13 protein-coding genes are annotated in these 20109 nt (G+C 42.3%); 10 read left to right on the forward strand and 3 right to left on the reverse strand.

Features of this window, described 5'->3' with window-relative positions; all coding sequences use genetic code 11:
• Positions 1-253 precede the first annotated feature (253 nt).
• Genes DW694_RS14630 through DW694_RS14645 form a run of 4 tightly spaced genes read left to right on the forward strand, consistent with a single transcriptional unit; the run spans position 254 to position 5286 of the window.
• Complete coding sequence (locus tag DW694_RS14630) at positions 254-1324, forward strand: ABC transporter ATP-binding protein (protein WP_118753243.1); 1071 nt, start codon at positions 254-256, stop codon at positions 1322-1324.
• Positions 1321-2184: an ABC transporter permease subunit gene (locus DW694_RS14635; RefSeq protein ID WP_015526545.1), complete on the forward strand. Its 864-nt coding sequence runs from the start codon at positions 1321-1323 to the stop codon at positions 2182-2184. The genes DW694_RS14630 and DW694_RS14635 overlap by 4 nt, the downstream gene beginning before the upstream one ends.
• Positions 2185-2197: 13 nt before the next feature.
• Entirely contained in the window at positions 2198-3727 is a 1530-nt protein-coding gene (locus DW694_RS14640) for a GldG family protein (protein ID WP_118753244.1), read from the forward strand.
• Positions 3727-5286: a DUF4340 domain-containing protein gene (locus tag DW694_RS14645; protein WP_118753245.1), complete on the forward strand. Its 1560-nt coding sequence runs from the start codon at positions 3727-3729 to the stop codon at positions 5284-5286. Before DW694_RS14640 ends, DW694_RS14645 begins: the two co-directional genes overlap by 1 nt.
• Before the next feature lie 666 nt (positions 5287-5952).
• On the opposite strand, the gene DW694_RS14655 is transcribed toward DW694_RS14645, so the two are convergent.
• A complete protein-coding gene (locus tag DW694_RS14655) occupies positions 5953-9618 on the reverse strand; it encodes a YhgE/Pip domain-containing protein (protein ID WP_118753246.1) in 3666 nt (1221 codons plus the stop codon).
• 582 nt (positions 9619-10200) lie between these two features.
• Between DW694_RS14655 and DW694_RS14660 the strand changes: the two genes are divergently transcribed.
• Entirely contained in the window at positions 10201-10791 is a 591-nt protein-coding gene (locus DW694_RS14660) for a TetR-like C-terminal domain-containing protein (protein ID WP_015526541.1), read from the forward strand.
• A 247-nt stretch (positions 10792-11038) separates the two neighbouring features.
• Here the strand turns inward: DW694_RS14660 and DW694_RS14665 are convergent, their stop codons facing one another.
• Both DW694_RS14665 and DW694_RS14670 read right to left on the reverse strand, forming a co-directional pair.
• Positions 11039-11992 (reverse strand): alpha/beta fold hydrolase, encoded by a 954-nt coding sequence (locus DW694_RS14665; RefSeq protein ID WP_015526540.1) that lies wholly within the window; start codon positions 11990-11992, stop codon positions 11039-11041.
• Between the two features lie 608 nt (positions 11993-12600).
• Positions 12601-13050: an SseB family protein gene (locus DW694_RS14670; RefSeq protein WP_110103562.1), complete on the reverse strand. Its 450-nt coding sequence runs from the start codon at positions 13048-13050 to the stop codon at positions 12601-12603.
• 396 nt (positions 13051-13446) lie between these two features.
• On the opposite strand from DW694_RS14670, the gene DW694_RS17010 reads away from it, so the two are divergent.
• From DW694_RS17010 to serS, 5 genes are all read left to right on the forward strand, one after another.
• Positions 13447-13623, forward strand: a complete 177-nt coding sequence (locus tag DW694_RS17010) for a hypothetical protein (protein ID WP_015526538.1) — start codon at positions 13447-13449, stop codon at positions 13621-13623.
• A 2902-nt stretch (positions 13624-16525) separates the two neighbouring features.
• On the forward strand, positions 16526-17293 hold the full coding sequence (locus DW694_RS14675) for an AAA family ATPase (protein ID WP_015526537.1): 768 nt from the start codon (positions 16526-16528) through the stop codon (positions 17291-17293).
• Positions 17293-18225, forward strand: a complete 933-nt coding sequence (locus DW694_RS14680) for a ParB/RepB/Spo0J family partition protein (RefSeq protein ID WP_015526536.1) — start codon at positions 17293-17295, stop codon at positions 18223-18225. The genes DW694_RS14675 and DW694_RS14680 overlap by 1 nt, the downstream gene beginning before the upstream one ends.
• 8 nt (positions 18226-18233) lie before the next feature.
• Positions 18234-18755 carry a DUF4446 family protein gene (locus DW694_RS14685; RefSeq protein ID WP_015526535.1) on the forward strand — a complete coding sequence of 174 codons (522 nt, stop codon included), beginning with the start codon at positions 18234-18236 and terminating at the stop codon, positions 18753-18755.
• A gap of 44 nt (positions 18756-18799) precedes the next feature.
• On the forward strand, positions 18800-20095 hold the full coding sequence (serS, locus tag DW694_RS14690) for a serine--tRNA ligase (RefSeq protein WP_015526534.1): 1296 nt from the start codon (positions 18800-18802) through the stop codon (positions 20093-20095).
• Positions 20096-20109 lie beyond the last annotated feature (14 nt).

Raw genomic sequence — 20109 nt, forward strand, 5'->3', positions numbered from 1 at the left:
TGTCCGGGAGTTTCACAAAATTATCACAAATTTATCCTACTTTTATCACAAATTACTTTTACACTATAATCCGATAGAGATGCCCCTGGATTCCCCCATTCTCTGTTTCATCCAGGGGCATTTTCTATTGGTATTGAAAAGACGCCAGAGTCAAGGGCTTCAGTTTCAGGACCTTTTGCCTCTGGCATCTTATAAAATGGGAAATCGATAATTAAAAAAAGTATTTCCCTGAGAATAAAAGGAGGAGAGTAAAGTGATCGAAGTAAGTAATCTGGTCAAAAAGTATGGCGATCATACTGCAGTTGACCATCTTTCCTTTCAGATCGAAAAGGGGAAAATTTACGGATTCCTGGGCCCCAACGGTGCAGGAAAATCAACAACTATGAACATGATCACAGGATACATTGCTTCCACAGAAGGAAAAGTGATGATCGATGGTCATGATATTCTGGAGGAACCGGAGGCAGCCAAGAAATGTATCGGCTATCTGCCGGAAATGCCGCCGCTCTATTTTGACATGACTGTTCTTGAGTACATGAAATTTGCGGCTGATCTGAAAAAAATCCCAAGAAACCAAAAAGACAAGCAGATAAAAGAAGTCATGGATATGGTAAAGATCACAGACATGAAAGACCGTCTGATCAAAAACCTTTCCAAAGGTTATCGCCAGAGGGTGGGCCTTGCACAGGCAATCCTGGGATATCCGGAGGTGATCATCCTGGATGAGCCGACAGTAGGACTTGACCCGAAGCAGATCATCGAGATCCGTGACCTGATCAAAGGCCTGAAGCAGAAGCACACGGTTATCCTAAGCTCCCATATCCTTTCCGAGGTAAGAGCAGTGTGTGATTATGTTCTGATCATTTCCCATGGAAAGCTGGTAGCCAGCGATACACCGGATAATCTGGAACGTCTGGCAGCAGGCTCCAACAGCCTCCTTATGAAGGTAAAAGGCGAGAAAGACACGATTCGAAAAGCTCTGGAAACGATCGAAGGCGTAACCGGGGTGGAAATGTCCTATGACAGCGATGAGAAATTGTGGAAAACAAAACTTTCCATTCAGGAAAATGTGGATATCCGTGAAAAAGTCTTCTACGCTATGGCAAAAGCGAACTGTCCAATCTACGAGATGCAGGTTAAGAGAGTTTCCCTTGAGGATGTATTCCTTGAGCTTACCGAAGGAGAGAAAAAATCCGCCGGAAAACCGGAAAGCTCACAGTGGAAACCGGTAGAAGACAGATCATCGGAAAAAGAAAAAACTCAGGAAGAAAAAAACGGGGAACCAGAGAAGGCTTCTGATGAGAAAGAGGGGGATCAGTCATGACAGCGATTTTTAAAAGAGAACTGAAAAGCTATCTGACCTCCATGGTTGGATATCTCTTCATATTTTTTGTCCTGGTGCTGACCGGAATTTATTTTTCCGCATATCAGCTTTCAGGCGGCTATTCAAAATTTGAAACTACCTTAAGCGCACTGACCTTTGTGTTCCTGATCGGTGTGCCGATCCTTTCCATGCGTGTACTTGCAGAAGAGCGCAAGCAGAAAACGGATCAGCTTCTTTTGACCGCACCGGTATCTGTATGGGATATCGTATTTGGAAAATATCTTGCACTAGTAGCTGTGTTTGCCATTCCGGTCGTGATCATGTGCGTTTATCCGCTGATCATGAGTAAGTTCGGAACGATTTCCTATGCTTCCGCATACACCGGGATCCTGGGATTTTTCCTTCTGGGATGCGCAAATCTGGCAATCGGTGTATTTATGTCAGCACTTACAGAAAGCCAGGTAATTGCAGCAGTACTTACTTTTGTATTCCTGTTCGCCTTCTATATGATGAACGGAATTTCTTCATTCTTTTCACAGACCTCCATGTCAACCGCAGTGGCATTCGGACTTCTGATCGTGGCGATCGCTATCATCATTTATACCATGATCAAAAATGTCCTGATCTCTGTAGTGATCGGAGCTGTGGGAGAGATTGCCCTTGTGATCGTATACGTTGTAAAATCCAGTATTTTCCAGGGTGGTATCCAGAAGGTACTGAATGTATTTAACCTGAGTGGACATTATGATAATTTTACAAAAGGCGTGTTTGACGTGACAGGAATCGTTTATTTTATTTCTGTTATTGCGATCTGCCTGTTCCTTACCATGCAGTCCATTCAGAAGAGACGCTGGAACTAGGGGGTGAATGGAAATGAAATTCAGTGAGAAATTTAAGAAAAATAAAGGCGAGGCAGCCGTACCGGAGACCGCACAGGACTCCGGCAAAAAGAAACATAAACCGGATCCGAAAAAACTGGTAGGCACCATCAGCAAAAAACATATCAAAAATGGTTCCTACAGCATGGCTATGGCAGCCGTCTTTATCGTGATCGTGGTTGTGATCAATATGATCGTCGGTGCGATCCCATCCAAATATTCACAGCTGGATGTAAGCTCATCCAAGCTTTACACCATCGGTGATGAAACAAAGAAGGTACTGAAGGCACTGGATAAGGATGTTACCATTTATCAGATCGCGGCAAGCGGTTCTGAGGACGACACGATCTCCAATCTGCTTTCACGTTATAAAGATGAGTCCAAGCATATTAAAGTTGAGGTGAAAGACCCTGTTGTAAATCCGAAATTTACATCGGAATATACAACCGATGATCTTGCGTCAAACAGCCTGATCGTAGTCTGCGGCGACAGAAACAAGGTTATCAATTACAAAGATATGTATTCCTCTTCAGTAGACTATAATACCTGGCAGCAGACTACTACCGGATTTGATGGAGAAGGACAGATCACAAGTGCGATCGGCTATGTGACATCCGAGGATCTTCCGATCATGTATACCTTATCCGGACACGGAGAAAAAGATCTGGATTCCAGCTTTAAAGAAGATATCCAGAAAGCAAACATTGATATCAAGGAGCTGAACCTTCTCACAGAGGGAAAGGTTCCGGATGATGCAGACTGCCTGATGATCGTATCTCCGACCAGCGATATTTCCGAGGAAGAAAAAACAGAGCTCCTGGATTATCTGGAGGCAGGCGGAAAAGCTATGATCTTCTCGGATTATACACAGGATGATCTGCCGAACTTTGATGCGGTTCTTGAAAACTATGGTGTAAAGTGTGCCGAGGGAATTGTATTTGAGGGTGATAATCAGCATTATGGAATGCAGATGCCATATTATCTTGTACCAACAGTCAACAGCACAGATGCAAGCTCTGAGACAGCTTCTGCAGGCTCCTACGTACTGGCACCGTATGCACAGGGCATTCAGAAAACAGATGATGTAAGAGATACCGTAACCATCGACAGTATCCTGACAACCTCTGACAAGGCTTACTCCAAAACAAATATGCAGAGCAGCAATATCGAAAAGGAAGACGGAGATGTAGACGGACCGTTTGATCTTGGTGTTGCCATCACTGAGAAACTGGATGATGATAAGGAAACACAGATCGTTTACTACTCCACAGCCAATCTGATGGAGAGCCAGATAAACCAGATGGTATCCGGCGGAAATGAAAAGCTCCTTCTGGAGTCCTTAAACTGGATGACCAGCACAGACGACAGTAATTCCGTTTCTATTCCATCCAAGAGCCTTGAGTCCACAAGCCTGACAGTAACCGATTATGATGCAGCCTTCTGGAAGATCTGTACCATTGGTCTGATCCCGGGAGTATTCCTTGTTGCAGGATTTTTGATCTGGCTTAAGAGGAGAAAAGCATAATGAAAAAATCGACTAAACTTGTTTCAGCAGTTGTTGTTCTGGCAGTTCTCGGCGGCGTTTATGTGGGACTGAACACCTACGTATCCAAAGAAGAAAAGACAAAGAGCAGCAGCGAAGAGGAAAGCAAAACAGAAGTGTTTTCCGTGAAAACGGATGACATTAAATCCCTGGAATTTATCGTAGACAAGAAGGAAGTGACCTTTGAGAAAAAAGATGATTCCTGGGTGAAAAAGGATGAGACTGCTTTTCCTGTAAATCAGACAACTCTGGATTCCGCAGCTTCCGCCATCAAAAAGGTGGAAGCGGACAGAGTCCTGGAGGATGTGGAGGATCTTACGGAATACGGACTGGATTCTCCATCTAACACAGTAACCGTTGATACCGCTGATGGGACAACGAAGCTCAACATCGGAGATGAGAATACGTCTACGAATCAGTATTACATTTCCAAGGATGATGATGACAGCACGGTATATGTAGTGGCAGCGGACACAGTGTCTCCGTTTATGAATTCCCTTTACGATTATGCACAGGGAGAAGATTTCCCAACAATTGATTCTTCCACAGTGAAAAAGGTCCAGGTCAGCGAGGATAAAGATTCCTATGTCCTAGAAGAAAATTCCGACGGAGCTACCTGGGATGTTTCCGGTGACGGAAGCAGCGATAAAGAGTCTGCCGATACAACGGCAGCAGGAAACGTAACCTCCGGACTTGGAAGCTTTGCATTTGACCAGTTTGTAAACTACAATGCAGAGGATCTTTCCGAGTATGGCCTTGATAAGCCCTATGCGACGATTACAGTGGATTATCAGGAAGAGGTGAAGAATGACAGCACAGACAGTACAGAATCCGGAGAAAACGATTCTACGGCCTCTGAGAGCAATTCTGAGAGCAGCGACACTACTGACACGGACAGCAGCTCAGAAGATGCAGACAGCAAGACAACCACAGTGGATAAACAGCTTGTCATTTACGTTGGCGATGAGGCAGGAGATGGCAGCAGATATGTAACGGTAGATAACAAACAGATCTATACAATGTCAACGGATACACTGAGTGCAGTTATTGACAAGACGCCGTCAGATCTCTGGTCACTGATCGTCAATTATCTGTCTGTAAAAAATCTGGATCAGCTCCAGGTTACTTACGGTGAAACAACAAGTACTGTAAATGTTTCACGTGAAACATCCACAGATGATGACGGAAACGAAAAAGAAACAACAACCTATCAGCTAGATGGTAAGGAAATAGAAAGTACAACCTTTACCACCTTCTACAACAAGCTGATAAACATGGCAGGACAGAAGAGACTGACAGACGTTTATACACCAGCTGCAGACCCGGAGATGACCGCTGTATTCACAGACTCTGACAAGAACCAGACAACCGTTACCTTCTACACATATGACACAAACTATTATGCAGCTGTCGTTGGAGACAAGGTATTTCTTGTAAACAAAATGACAGTAAAAGAAATGTTCAATGCATATGAAACCATGGTAAACGGTGAAACAGAGACAGAAGCCACAGCAACACCAACAGCTGAGGCGGAAAAATAAAATATTAAGAAAATAAATAAAAACACCTCGGAGATCCGCAAACAATAAGGTGATCTCCGAATATCCGTTTGATGATCAGATATTCGGAGACACCACACAGATCAGGATTTTCCGGGGTGTTTTTATGTTGCTGTTATTTTACGGCCCTTACAGATGAATACGGTCCGTATATTTTTTACCGTTTGTGATGCGGTATGCACGGATACGGTATTTGGTTGCGGTGCCTGGCTTTTTATCGGTGTAGGTTGTATTTTTTGTATTGCCGATAGCTTTCCAGATTTTACCCTGAAGACGGTAAATGGTGTAGCATAGGTGATGATTCCGTCTGTTTTTGCGGTCAGTGGATTAGATGCATACCAGGTTGCTTTTCCATTGAAAACCGCAGGCTTGCAGTCAGAAAGAGCTCCGGTTTGTGAGTAGATCTGAGAAGTCATATTGCCGCTTCTTCTGAATCTGACAGGAGTGTTTCTGAACTGAAATCTGCTGCATAGGTCAGGCACGGTGTACTGGCGAGCTTGATTTTCTATAACTGCTATAATTATAGCGTGGAGAATTGACGAGGACAATATAAAAAAACTGTACAGAAGCTCATCTGAGCAACTGTACAGTTTTAATTTTTCTATATCTAACAGAAGGTTCGGGGGAGCTTCTGTCAGTAACTAAGTATTATGCAAGACCTCTTTCTTCTAGCCAGTCGAAGAGAACAACTTTTTCTGCTTTCTTTCTCTTGGTCATGTGATTGAACTGAAGGATTGTCAGGATCGTGAAGATCACTAACAGTGCAACCATTACAATAATGGAAGTGGTAATGCTCCGGCCACCGCTGATCGTTGCACGGAATGCGTCGACCGTATAAGTAAACGGAACGTATGCATGGATCTTTGCAACGAATGAAGGTGAAACCTCAACCGGATAAGTTCCGGCAGATCCTGCAAGCTGAACGACCATGAATACCAGCATCAGGAAGCTTCCTACTTTACCAAGAGTAATGTTGAAGAAGTACATGATAGAGGTAAAGGTCATTGATGTCAGGCAGGCGAAGAGTACGGTTTTGCCCATCTCTGCAGGTGTGAATCCGTTAAATGCACGTAACAGCAGGATCAGGCAGATTCCCTGAAGGATCGCTACCGGATAAAGGACGGAAGCTTTGCTTGCCCACCATGCGAAACCGGATTTCAGTTTGCCTTTATACTGAGCCAGAGGATACATCAGGCAGAATGCCAGTGCGCCGACCCAGAGGCCTACAGACATCATGTAAGGTGCCATTGCGTGTCCGTTATTCGGGACATCGGTAAGTTTTGTTTCATCGTTCACAACAGGAGTTGCGAACATTTTGATCGTTTCATTACTTGCTGAATTGTCTTTTACAGTGGTAGCTCCATCGCTGAGGCTTGTGGTCAGTGTCTTGGAACCGTCTTTCAGTTCTTTCATACCGCTTCCAAGCTTCTTGGATCCATCATACAACTGAGAGGAACCGCTCTGGATCTGGGCAGCGCCATCTGCAAGCTGTTTTGCACCATTGTTAAGTGTGCTGTTGTTGCTTACAAGCTTCTCGGTACCGCTGAGAAGCGTTGAGGTACCGTTTGCTAATGTCTTAGTACCGTTTGCAAGAGTAGTAGCACCGCTGGAAAGGGTTTTGGCTCCTGTTGAGAGCTTTTTGGTACCGTCTGTAAGAGCGGAGCTGTTTTCGGAAAGCTTAGCAACACCATCGGTGTAGGTTGTGATTCCGGTTGTCAGTGTTCCGGAACCATCGGCTAATGCTTTTGTTCCATCTGCAAGAGTAGTAGCACCGCTGGAAAGAGCATTGGCTCCTGTTGCCAGTTTCTTGGTGCCGTCTGTAAGAGCAGCACTGTTTTCGGAAAGCTTAGCAATACCATCGGTGTAAGTTGTGATTCCATCTGTCAGTGCCTTAGAACCATCTGCCAGCTGACCTGCACCGGATTTGATATCCGGAAGTGCGCCAGTGATCTGTTTGCCGGCTGTTTTCAGATTCTTTGCACCGTCGTTGAGCTGCTTATCATAAGATGTCAGTTGGTCAAATCCATCGTTCAGAGCTTTGATTCCTGCTGCTGCAGCCGGGAAGGCTTCGACTGTGCCGTCTTCCAGAGACTGAAGTCCTGCGGAAACGTTCTTGGTTCCTGCGTTTACAGCCTGTGCACCCTGATACAGCTGGGTAACACCTGCAGAAAGCTGAGCGATCAGATCTGTAGGAAGCTGACTTGTAGCTGCAGATAACTGCTCTGCACCTGCGCTCATGGTTGTTGCACCTGCACTCATCTGGTTTGCACCATCTGTCATGGTTGTTGCACCCTCAGAAAGTGTGCCGGCACCCTGAGTCAGTCCTCCGGAGATCTGAGTCAGTCCGGAAGCTGCTTCGTTAAGCTTGGAAGCAACAGTATTCAGATTTTCCTGAGTAGAAGAGAGCTGACCGGATACACCAGCTGCAAGCTGTGAAACCTGATCAGAATAGCTGCTCATGTAAGAACCGTCCACGCCAGTCATTCCACCGGCTACGCTGTTTAAAGCGTTGATCACATCATTCAGAGCTGCTGCGGAAATGGTTCCGTCCTCAGAAGCGGTTGCCTGAATCGCCTGAAGCTGTGCTGCTAAATCGGTCATTGTCTGTCCGGCAGTACCGATCTTGGTATTTGCATCAGTAAGTGCTTCCGTTGTCTGCTGTCCGTATCCTGTAAGGATGCTGCTGACCTGATCACCTACCTGTGAGAACTGTGTGCCTGCATTCTGGAGAGCAGGGATCAGACTGTCTGTGATACTGCTGCTGGTCTGCCTTGTGATGCCTGCGGCCTGAGTGATATATCCGGCTGCGTTGTTGATTCCGTCTGCGGCATTGTTCATACCAGCTGCAGCACTGTTCATACCAGCTGCGGCTGTGTCCATACCATCCTTTGCGGAAGTAAGGCCGGCTGCAAGCTTGTTGATGGATTCCTGTGTTGTTCCCTCTTTCAGAGCAGAAACCTTATCGTTTAGGGATTTCAGTCCGTTTTCCAGCTGCTGTGTTCCGGATATCAGTGACTGTGAGTCATCGGTTCCTTTGGTAACACCGGTATTCAGCTGAGAGATACCATTGGAAACTGTTGTGAGTCCGTCTTCAAGTTTTGCAAGCTCTTTGGCACCGGCTGCGAGTTTGCCAGCACCAGCCACATAGGTGGTAGTTCCATCTGCAAGAGTGTCAGCACCAGCTACATACTGTGTTGCTCCGTCGGAAAGAGTATCAATACCTGCACTTAATGCATTTGCACCGGATTCCAGGCTGCTTGCGCCGGATTTCAGTGTATCAGAATTTTTATTAAGCTCATCCACACCAGCGGTGTACTGCTGAACACCTTCATCCAGAGTATCTACACCGGTTGTCAGCTCCGGAACCTTTTCTGTCAGAGCTGCAACGCCGCTGTTCAGCTGGTTTGCACCGGATTCCAGGCTGCTTGCACCGGATTTCAGTGCATCAGAATTTTTATTAAGCTCATCCACACCAGCGGTGTACTGCTGAACACCTTTATCCAGAGTATCCACACCGGTTGTCAGCTCAGGAACCTTTTCTGTGAGAGTTGCAACGCCGCTGTTCAGCTGATCTGCACCATCGTCCAGGCTCTTTGCACCATCGTTAACCTTTGCAACACCATCGGTGTAGGTCTTAAGACCTTCGGTGAGACTGTCAGCACCGCTTACGAAAGTAAGAGTACTGGTGGAAAGCTTCTTAAGGTTTTTGGTAATTGTTTTGTTACCATCAGCTGCTGTATTCAGTCCGTCTTCGATCTTTCCGGATCCGTCTGCAGCTTCCTGCATTCCGTCACCTGCTTCTGAGATAGAATCAAAAACGGTTTCTGTATAGGTTTCCGTAACCTTGGAAGCAATGTTATCACGAAGCTTCAGCATTGCTGTTTCACTGAGCTTGGAGGCGATATAGTTGGTTCCAGGGTTTGTCTCATAGGATAGCTCCATTTGCTTTGGATCGTCGTCCATTACAGTGGCTGCGTTTGCGGAGAAATTTTCCGGGATTTTGATAACCATGTAATAGGTTCCATTGGCCAGACCGTCCTCTGCTGTCTTGCTGTCTACAATGTTAAATGCCATTGAGTCGTTGTCTTTCAGCTCATCCGTCATGTCCTTACCTATGCTTAAGGTCTTGCCATTATACTCGACAGGTTTGTCTTCGTTTACCACGGCCACTGGCAGGCTGTCTACGTTTCCGTAAGGATCCCACATGGATTTCAGAAACAGACCTGCATAGATGATCGGGATTACGATAATGGCGATTACGACGATAAGCATGAGCTTGTTACGAAGTAAGCTTTTCCATTCGTTTTTGATCATATTACCTATCCCTTTCTTATTAAATTGTATTATCAAACATAGTTGATTAATCAAACTTTATTCCAGTAATGGCGACGAGATCTATTAATCATATTAAAATCTATTAATAGCTTTATATTCCATTATCAAACAAAGTGTTGATTTTCTTTACGTGATGTATTATACTAAACACATACCACAGATACAACCATTAAATCTTTACTGAATGTATATTAATAGACGGAAATAATGGAAGTGTCTATTACAAATAAAAAACTGCATAATAGACAAAAAGTACGTTATTTCCTTTGAATTTATGTGCAGTTGGTAATATTAAATGCAGACAGGATTCCTATGTTTCAACACAAATATGCAGCAGATATCTGGTATCGTGTAGGTCGGCGTCGTTAACAATTTTAATCTTGTCAATTCTTAACAACAGCAGATATCTGGTATCATGCAGATCGGCGTAGAGAAAGCGAATGCTTTTATTCGTTTGAAGGATGCATTATGCATTGTATGACAGTTGCAGAGTATCGTAAGTAATAAGTGATTGAGGCGAAGGAAACGTGCTTGCTTTTTTGAATTGCAGGGGGAATTAAGATGGCGGAAAAAGTTGACAGAAGAGTACGTAAGACCAAGGCACAGTTGCGAGCGGGGCTTGCCCGTCTTATGCAGAAGAAGAGCATTAAGGAGATTACGGTAAAGGAACTGGTGGAAGAAGTTGATATCAACCGCTCCACATTTTATCTTCACTATACAGATATCTATCAGATGCTGGAATCCATTGAGGCTGAATTGATGGAGGAAATCACGCATCTGGTGGCAGACTATCCTCTGGATCCTCTTAATAATAAGGAGAGCTCGTATCCTTTTATTGAGCAGATATTTACGATCCTGGATCATAATAAGGATATTTGTATCGCACTTCTTGGAAAGAATGGAGATATGGCTTTTGTGAATCGTATAGAAAAACTGATCGCAGATACAGTGCTGCATCGCTTGTCAATTCGTCTGCCGAAAGACAACCGTGATATTGAGTATGCGTATGCGTTTTGTCTGAATGGATGCGTGGGAATGATCAAGACATGGCTGTCTTCTGAGAATCAGGAGAGTACACAGCATATGGCAGAGCTGACACATAAGCTGATCGATAATACAACACACATGTATCTGGAGCAGGCACTTAGATAAGAGAAATGTCCGGATGCATGCTGTGAGTCTGGTAAAAAATAAAGAGTATTGTTTCACGTTTGTTTGAGGGAAAACTCATGTTTCACGTGAAACAGTACTCTTTTTTTATTGGCTTTTTGTTGGTTTATAGCATTTCCACAAATTACTGCATGAAGCTCAACGGCTCCGAACATGAACAATGTTCTTTTGATACGTTGATTTCCAAAATTACTATAGATAAATTTTGATGCCGGATCATAAGTTGTTTTTACAGGAAAATAGCTACCTGTTCCAGGAAATGTTCCGGATCTTCCAGATGAGGAAGATGTCTGGTTTCCGGGATCACAGCGGTTTCAATGGAAGAATTCAGCTTCTGGTATTCCTCTGCGATAAGAGAAGCGGAAGCTTCTTTTTCTCCGGAAATAATATAGATGCATGCATCGGAAGATTCTACGGCATTATTAATGCTGATATTCAGGTATTTGCCAATGTAGCTGGAATACAGATATTTAGCGTTGGAACCGCCCTTGTGAGCGGATTCATAATAGGTATCTACCAGCGTATCTGTTACATGGAAGGGATTGTAGAACAGCTTTTCCATAAACAGACTGCTGATGGATTCGCGGGAAGCTACCATATGATAGATCAGAGTTCCGAAAATCGGAAGCTCGATAAAATACTTAAAGAGCTTGTTGTCTTTACAAGGTGCCTGCTTCAGGGAACTGAAGCTTGGTGGATTGACCAGCATGATCTTGCGGAAATGGTCGGAATTGTTACGGTAAGCCATGATCGCAAAAGAACCTGAGAAACCACTGGCAATAACATCGGTTTCCTCACGAATCACATTCTTGGCAAAATCACAGAGTAACTGAGCAAATACAAAATTGGTATAAGTAATATCCGGTTTTTCGGAACGTCCACATCCAAGAAGATCAATGGTGTAAACGGTATGTTCGGTTGCGAGCTGCTTCTCTATGGCATTCCATTCATAACCGGAAGCACCTGGCATGATATCATGAATAAGAAGAATAGGGGTGCCATGTCCCTGTTTTGTATAAAAAATCTTTCCAAAACGCCAGTCATAGGTTCTGCTGTGTGGCTGTTCCAGCATATCTTTAAGCTGAGATGTGGCATCTATGAAACGGTTAGCAATATGAATAACACCTGCGGCAGTTCCGACTAAAGCTGCAAGAGTAAGTAGTCTGTGTCCATTTTTCTTCATTAAAAAGCCTCCTGGAATTCGTAAAAATAATCAGGACAGATGTAACGTAATTCAGGTATCTGATCTGATTTTTTCTGAATATTTCTTTGCTTTATTATACGACAGGAACGAAAAATTTACAATGCTTTTGTGGGAACCCTAACCTTGTTATTGTATGCTGACGCTACTGTCCATTCTGTTCTTGGCGATGATCGCTAAGTTGCTGTTCGTTCTGCTTTCAGTAACGCGCTTCGCAATGCAAAGAATTTATGTTGATCGCATAAATTGGTGCGGTATGGTCTCGGGCTTTCTGCGACCTTCGTTTATAAAAAAACTTACGGAATATTATCAGTGAACAGTAGCATCGCCAATATGCTTCATGATACATAGAAATCAGATTTCGAACCGAATCAAGTAAGTCCCCTGCTTTAATTGCGAAGAGCAATAAGCAGGGGACTTACTTGTATCAGGAGAAAGAAAAGCTCCTTCTGATAAACTGCGAAGCAGTTATTTGGTTATGAGCAAGTAGCGAAGCGGATGCTGTTATCCGCTGGAATGCTTTTATACTTCAGTAAGAATACCAAGTGTTTCACGTGAAACATTGGACTTGTTATCCGACAGAGCTGATGCTATACAGGATTGCCGAGGATGATGTTGATAAGGGTTTTGTTCAGCATCAGTGTGCGGTTCCATGGATTGAGAATTACTCCCTCAACAGACGGCTCTTGCAATGCAGAAGAAAAAATCTTATCAATATCTGCGGTAAATGTGGACATGATCTTATCACTGCCTTTTAACTCTTCGTCAAAGCTGGTAAATGCAGCCCACCATTGCTTTCCATCGTTTGTTTTGATCGCATGAAGAGAAATTTTTCCATCACCTTTTGGAGGTTCTACAGCAATGATCAGCTGTGCCTGCTCCTGCATTCTGTGACGGATTACGGTGAGAGTATGAGCAAGCATTTCTTCGGTTGCTTCTTTTTGGAGTGCTGCAATGGCAGTTTCGATCTTTTCATTGCCATTTAAAGTCTTGTCTAATTGTTCTTTATAGAAATCGTTGCGATTATTTGTGGTGTTCATGTATAAAATATTCCTTTCAATCAGATGATAAATGACTAGTACAGCGAATATTAAGTAACCGCCATATTGACTTGTCTGATTTTTCATATGCTGCGTTGTCGTCAATCGCCGTAGCCACCGCTACGCCTCATTCCTTCGCCTTGCATATGAGAAAATCATCCTACGTCAATATAGCAGAAACTTAATTTTCGCTGTACTAGTACATTGTTTTCGAAATAACTATACCAATTACTTGTTGGTGAATCCGACTGCACAGATCTAAAAGCCTCAGCATAGCCAGCTACGCCTGCATTTTTATACCTGCACATTCGAATCCACATCCCACGCGATTGGTATAGTTATTTACGAAACAATGTATTAGCCGCAAACTGCAAGGAGTTTGCGGATGCTTTCTTTATGGATTATAGCATTTCAGGGGAAAATGAGGCAAGAGAAGAAGTGTTTTTAACTGAATCAAATAAGTCCCCTGGTTCGATTTCGAAAAGCAATAATCAGGGGAACTTGCTTGCATCAGGAGAAGTGCAGGCTCCTTCGGATAAACTGCGAAGCACTTATTCGGTTATGAGCAAGTAGTGAAGCGGATGCTTTTATCTGCTTGCATTAAATCAAGAAGTTTCCTGATTACTGATCACTTCGTTCTTGGTAATACACTTCGCGATGCACAGAAATTATGCTAATCACATAAATTTGCATGGTATGTCCAGGGCTTTCAGTGGTCTTTGCTCACAAAAAAACTCGGAGGATAATATTACCAGTTAACAGTAAGTCTCCTGCTTCAATTACGAAAAAGTAAAAAGTAATAAGTAATAAGCAGTGGGTGGCGTGTATTAGGAAGAATGCGACGGCGTTTAGAAACGGGGAAAGGAATAGTGGGCATGTCTGAAAACAAGGTACTGCACTAATTCATGTGGCCACTGTTATGGGTACATTGTAAGCAGGTCCTGATAAATTGCAAAGTAGCTATTGGGTGTAGAACTGCGTAGCGAATACGGGTATTTTTATTCGTTTGATCCCAAATTGGATAGATATGTTTGCACACTTGAAGGTGAGTTGCCAGATACTGTCATCAGTATTCCGCATGATTTCGGTTAGATGCTTTTGTGAACTGGATGGGGAATTAATAAGTTAAGTGAATGTAATAAAAATGTGTATTTATATGAAAAAACGGAGGGTAAGGCGGAAAATATGGGGGGATTTTATAGAACGATATAAGAGTAAGGATGAAATAAAGAGAAATAAGAGATTATTTCTGCGAAGAGAACACTATGATAATGCACAAACGTTAAGTACGATAAAAAGGACTTTATGAAAGAAAATACTGGCAAATAAATAGAAATAATAGGATATTTACGAATAAAAAAGTATTAAAGTACAAATTATAGTACTTTAAATAAAAAAAAGTACGATAAAACGTACTTTACACGTATACACACATAAAAAAGCCTTGAAATGCAAAGTGTGCACCTGCACACATACGGCAAAAAGATAAAATATAGATCCGTTCCTACTTTAAACATGTGAAATTTTGATTGATCGAATAAAAGAAAGCAGCTGCTTCGATTACAAAAAAACAATAAGCTGTGGGTGGGAAAATACTTGTGCTCTTCCTGATAAACTGTAAAACAGCTATTTTGTGTAAAACTATGATCGAATGCAAAAATTTTTGTCCGCATGACTGGGATAAAGGGAAGGCAGGGAAGTGTTTTATGGCTTGATTTAGAAGAAAAAAGCCTATTAAGTGAAATTTATTTTATGCCAGTTCTATGCCAGAACCTTATTCAGGTACATTTTATATTGGATATTACAAAATGAAACTATGCTTGAAAAAGCCTTTAGTTAACATGTACATAACGAATATATAACAGGATTGGAAGAAAAATGAAATAAATACGCAAATCTTTCGTAAACATAATAAAATAAACAAAAATCGAAAATTCCAGTTTCATAATATTATATTTTTTCACGAGAGATACATGTATTTCACACTATAAAAACACTCCGGGAAAAGAAGTTTCCATTTACTATATATAGATGCTTTTGGAGAATATAAAGATAACAGCCACATTATTTTGTGGAGGGAGTTTCTTGTATTTTTTACATGCTTTCGTGATACAGATAATGCCAGAGAGAATATATCGGAGTATTTTTTTGATATTTCTCATTGATTTTATAATGTGTTCGTAACTGTTCAGTACCCTTGCAGTTACAAGTCAAACCGTGTCCTGGATCGATTTCGTTGATGGCATTTTTAACCGGATCGAGGAAGTCACTTGATTCAATTATGAATATTGGTTTGATAATCCATCTTCGGATGTTTCACGTGAAACATCCGAAGACAGATTAAGAATAAAGAGTTATAACACCATCTTTGACAATTGCAGAAATAAAAAACAGCTGTAGTTCGTGCTTATGTGTTTTATGGTAGGTTTAATATAGATTTTAATCGAATCAAGTAATTCACCTGCTTCAATTGTGAACTACAATAAGCAGCGGTTGGGGACTTGCTTGTATCAGGAGAAGTACAGTCTCCTTCTGATAAACTGCGAAGCATTTATTAAGCTATGAGCAGTAGTGAAGAGGATGTTTTTATCCGCTTGACTTAAAAAATGTTTCGCAACAACGACAACTCATATGCGCTTTACGGTAGCGTGATATAGTTTTTAATCGCGTCAGGAGGTCCCCTGCTTCAAGTGTAAGAAGCAATAAGCAGCGGTTGGTGACTTGCTTGTATCAGGAAGAGTACAAGCAAGTTTTGATAAACTGCGGAGCAGTTATTCGGTGTAAAGCTGCGTAGCAACTGCGGATGCTTTTGTTTGTATGACTCGAATCAGGAGTTCCCCCCTGTTTTTGGCTTCAATTGCAAGAAACGATAAGCAGTGGTTGAAGAACTGCTTCTTATCAGGGAAGAGTAGCTTGTAGTCCTTTTGGTAAATCGCGAAGCAGTTATTCAGTGTAGAACAGCGAATATGTTTACAGATGCTTTTATTCGCTTGATAATAATAGTAATGTTTTTAGCGTTCAGATAAAATTTGAAAATGCTATAAATGCTGTAAAAGAAAGGAATTTCGATGCCTATGTAGCAGTGTGCAAGGTTCCATAAAAGATAATATATCTATACCGAGAAAATCGAATTATTTTCGAGATTACGATAAATCAGAACAATTTCAGCAAAATATCTATAAATGGGAACTTCATTTCTGGTACGTTTTTATGGCGTAAAATATATAGTCTGATTGACAGCAAATAAAACTGGAAGTTTATGCGGAGTTGATGGACTTTATAATCGATGTACTGTTACTGTCAAACTTCTGTTTAGTCCGGAATGAGTTTGGGTATACTACACAATAAATAAAATAATTCAAAACCTATTTTCTATTGTTTCACGTGAAACATTATGTGGCAGTTTAAAAATAAAAGTGTTATAATGATATCCAATGAGTAAAAATCCCTTAAAAAAATAAAAAGGAGGGGTACAATGGGACGAATCATTGCAGTTGCCAATCAGAAAGGCGGGGTTGGAAAATCAACGACAGCCATCAATCTATCGGCCTGCCTTGCTGAAAAAGGGAAAAAGGTTCTTGCCATCGACATTGATCCGCAGGGAAATACGACCAGTGGACTTGGCGCAGACAAGAATGCAGTAGAAAACACCCTTTATGAGCTGCTGCTTGGAGAAGCAGAGACCAAGGATACCATTATAAAGAACGTTGTAGATAATGTTGACCTGATACCATCGAATATGAATCTTTCCGGTGCAGAAATTGAACTGGTTGATCTTGAGGATAAAGAATTTATTCTGAAAAAGATCACGGATAAACTTCGCCGGAAATATGATTACATAATCATGGATTGTCCGCCGTCACTGAGTATGCTTACAATTAATGCTTTGACAGCCGCAACCTCCGTTCTGGTGCCGATTCAGTGTGAGTATTATGCATTGGAAGGTTTGTCACAGTTGATACATACCATCGAACTGGTAAGAGACCGATTGAATAAGAGACTGAAGATCGAAGGCGTGGTCTTTACTATGTATGATGCCAGAACAAATCTGTCACTTCAGGTTGTAGAAAATGTAAAAGAAAACCTGGACCAGAATATATACAAAACGATCATACCGAGAAATGTACGACTTGCAGAGGCACCAAGCTATGGAAAACCGATCAATCTGTACGATTCACGATCTACAGGAGCAGAGAGTTATCGCCTCCTGGCAGAAGAAGTTATAGGCAGGGAGGACGAGTGATGGCTGGAAGAAGAACAGGAGGCCTTGGAAAGGGTCTTGACGCACTGATCCCGAACAAAGCAGGCGGTCCGTCAAAGGAACCTGCAAAAAAGACAAGATCTGCAGTTGTAAAAAAAGACAAACCAACTGAAAAAGATAATCCGGCCGCAGAACGACTTGTGAAAATTTCCAGCGTAGAACCAAATCTGAATCAGCCCAGAAGACATTTTGATGAGGATGCGCTGCTGGAACTTTCGGAATCCATTAAACAGTACGGTGTTCTTCAGCCGTTGTTGGTATCCGATAAGAAGGATTATTTTGAGATCATTGCAGGCGAACGCCGCTGGAGAGCTGCCAAGATGGCAGGACTCAAGGAAGTTCCTGTTGTTGTAAAAGAGTTTACAGACCAAGAAATCGTAGAAATTTCCTTGATCGAAAACATTCAGCGGGAAGACCTGAATCCTATAGAGGAAGCGATGGCATACAAACGTCTGATGGAAGAGTTTCACCTGAAACAGGATGAAATCGCAGACAGAGTTGCCAAAAGCAGAACTGCAGTAACTAATTCCATGCGTCTTCTGAAGCTTTCTTCAAAAGTTCAGGAAATGGTAATTGCAGATATGATCTCAGCTGGTCATGCGAGAGCACTTCTGGGAATTTCTGATGAAGCTCTTCAGGAAACAACAGCCATGAAGGTTTTTGATGAAAAACTCAGTGTTCGTGAGACGGAAAAACTTGTAAAGAATCTGGTTTCTCCTGCGAAAAAAGTAAAAACAGAGAAAAACACAGCAGAAGATGCCATTTATGAGAGCCTGGAAGAAAAAATGAAAGGTATCATGGGAACAAAGGTATCCATTCAGCGAAAGAAGAACAACAAAGGTAAAATTGAAATTGAATATTATTCCAGAGATGAACTGGAGAGGATCATTGATCTGTTCGAATCTATCAGATAGGAGGCAGAATGAGCGGGATTTTTGAAAGCATGGGAATTGATTCCGGGATTGTGATCATTGTTTTGCTGATCCTTACCATCATTCTTCTGATCAATGTGGTGAGTAGCAATATGCGTCTCAGCCGTTTGGAACGGAAGTACAAGATGTTTATGAGAGGCGGAGATGCACAGTCACTGGAAAAAGTTTTTGTAAGAAAATTTGCACAGATCGACCGGCTGTATGAAGCAAAGGAAGATCATGATCATGACATCAGCTTTATCAAAAAAAATATGAATGTAATGTTCAGCAAATATGGCGTTGAAAAGTATGATGCATTTGATGATGTAGGTGGAAAACTCAGCTTTGCACTGGCGCTTCTTGATAAAAACAATACGGGTCTGATCTTGAATGCGGTTCACAGCCGCGATAACTGTTTCCTTTATTTAAAGGAGATCGTAAAAGGTGAGTCCTATGTTGTACTTAGTCAGGAAGAAGTGGAAGCTTTGAGAAAAGCAGTAAACTTTGGCCTTGGTGAGATTGAGAAGGAATAAAAAACTGCAAAGAGTAAGAATATTTTTAATACAGGAGGAATATCATGTTAGACATTAAGTTTGTGAGAGAGAATCCGGAGGTTGTAAAGCAGAATATCCGCAATAAGTTCCAGGACAGCAAACTGGAGCTGGTTGACAAGGTTCTCGAACTTGATAAAGAAAACAGAGAGATTAAGCAGGAGGTTGAGGCTCTCCGTGCTGAGAGAAACAAGATCTCCAAACAGATCGGTGCTCTTATGGGCCAGGGAAAAAGAGAAGAGGCAGAAGAGGTTAAAAAACAGGTTGCTGCATCCGGAACTCGTATTGAGGAACTTTCTCAGAGAGAAAAAGAGGTTGAGGAAGAGCTTCTGAAAGATATGATGGTGATCCCGAACATCATCGATCCTTCTGTACCGATCGGTAAAGACGACAGCCAGAACGTAGAGATTGAGAAATTTGGTGAGCCGGTTGTTCCGGATTTTGAAGTTCCGTATCATACAGATATCATGGAGAATTTTGATGGAATCGATCTTGACAGCGCAAGACGTGTTGCCGGTAACGGATTCTATTATCTGATGGGTGATATCGCACGCCTTCATTCCGCAGTAATTTCCTATGCAAGAGATTTCATGATCAACCGGGGATTTACTTACTGCGTACCGCCTTTCATGATCAGAAGCAACGTTGTTACAGGCGTTATGAGCTTTGCGGAGATGGATGCTATGATGTACAAGATCGAAGGTGAGGATCTTTACCTGATCGGAACAAGTGAGCATTCCATGATCGGTAAATTCATTGACCAGATTATTCCGGAGGAAGAGCTTCCGAAGACACTTACAAGCTATTCTCCGTGCTTCCGTAAAGAGAAAGGTGCTCATGGACTTGAGGAGAGAGGTGTTTACCGTATCCATCAGTTCGAGAAACAGGAGATGATCGTTGTTTGCAAGCCAGAGGAGAGTAAGATGTGGTTCGACAAGCTGTGGCAGAATACAGTAGATCTGTTCCGTTCTCTTGATATTCCGGTTCGTACGCTTGAGTGCTGCTCCGGTGACCTTGCTGATCTTAAGGTAAAATCCCTCGATGTTGAAGCATGGTCTCCACGTCAGAAGAAATACTTTGAGGTAGGAAGCTGCTCCAACCTTGGAGATGCACAAGCACGTCGTTTGAAAATCCGTGTAAACGGCAAAGATGGCAAGAAATATCTTGCTCATACATTAAACAATACAGTAGTAGCACCTCCGAGAATGCTCATTGCTTTCCTGGAGAATAACCTGAATGCAGATGGATCTGTAAACATTCCAAAAGCTCTGCAGCCATATATGGGCGGTATGACAAAGATTGAGAAAAAGACACGCGCGTAAGAGAAACGCAGGCT

Origin of the sequence: Ruminococcus sp. AM26-12LB, from assembly GCF_003480785.1 — a bacterium.
Lineage (GTDB): Bacteria > Bacillota > Clostridia > Lachnospirales > Lachnospiraceae > Blautia_A > Blautia_A fusiformis.

Excerpts from the sequence above, each read along its gene's own strand:
- DW694_RS14660 (WP_015526541.1), top strand. The coding sequence starts at position 10,201 with ATGGCGGAAAAAGTTGACAGAAGAGTACGTAAGACCAAGGCACAGTTG.
- DW694_RS14685 (WP_015526535.1), top strand. The coding sequence starts at position 18,234 with ATGAGCGGGATTTTTGAAAGCATGGGAATTGATTCCGGGATTGTGATC.
- DW694_RS14635 (WP_015526545.1), top strand. The coding sequence starts at position 1,321 with ATGACAGCGATTTTTAAAAGAGAACTGAAAAGCTATCTGACCTCCATG.
- DW694_RS14640 (WP_118753244.1), top strand. The coding sequence starts at position 2,198 with ATGAAATTCAGTGAGAAATTTAAGAAAAATAAAGGCGAGGCAGCCGTA.
- DW694_RS17010 (WP_015526538.1), top strand. The coding sequence starts at position 13,447 with ATGGATTATAGCATTTCAGGGGAAAATGAGGCAAGAGAAGAAGTGTTT.
- serS (WP_015526534.1), top strand. The coding sequence starts at position 18,800 with ATGTTAGACATTAAGTTTGTGAGAGAGAATCCGGAGGTTGTAAAGCAG.
- DW694_RS14655 (WP_118753246.1), bottom strand. The coding sequence starts at position 9,618 with ATGATCAAAAACGAATGGAAAAGCTTACTTCGTAACAAGCTCATGCTT.
- DW694_RS14645 (WP_118753245.1), top strand. The coding sequence starts at position 3,727 with ATGAAAAAATCGACTAAACTTGTTTCAGCAGTTGTTGTTCTGGCAGTT.
- DW694_RS14675 (WP_015526537.1), top strand. The coding sequence starts at position 16,526 with ATGGGACGAATCATTGCAGTTGCCAATCAGAAAGGCGGGGTTGGAAAA.
- DW694_RS14670 (WP_110103562.1), bottom strand. The coding sequence starts at position 13,050 with ATGAACACCACAAATAATCGCAACGATTTCTATAAAGAACAATTAGAC.
- DW694_RS14680 (WP_015526536.1), top strand. The coding sequence starts at position 17,293 with ATGGCTGGAAGAAGAACAGGAGGCCTTGGAAAGGGTCTTGACGCACTG.
- DW694_RS14665 (WP_015526540.1), bottom strand. The coding sequence starts at position 11,992 with ATGAAGAAAAATGGACACAGACTACTTACTCTTGCAGCTTTAGTCGGA.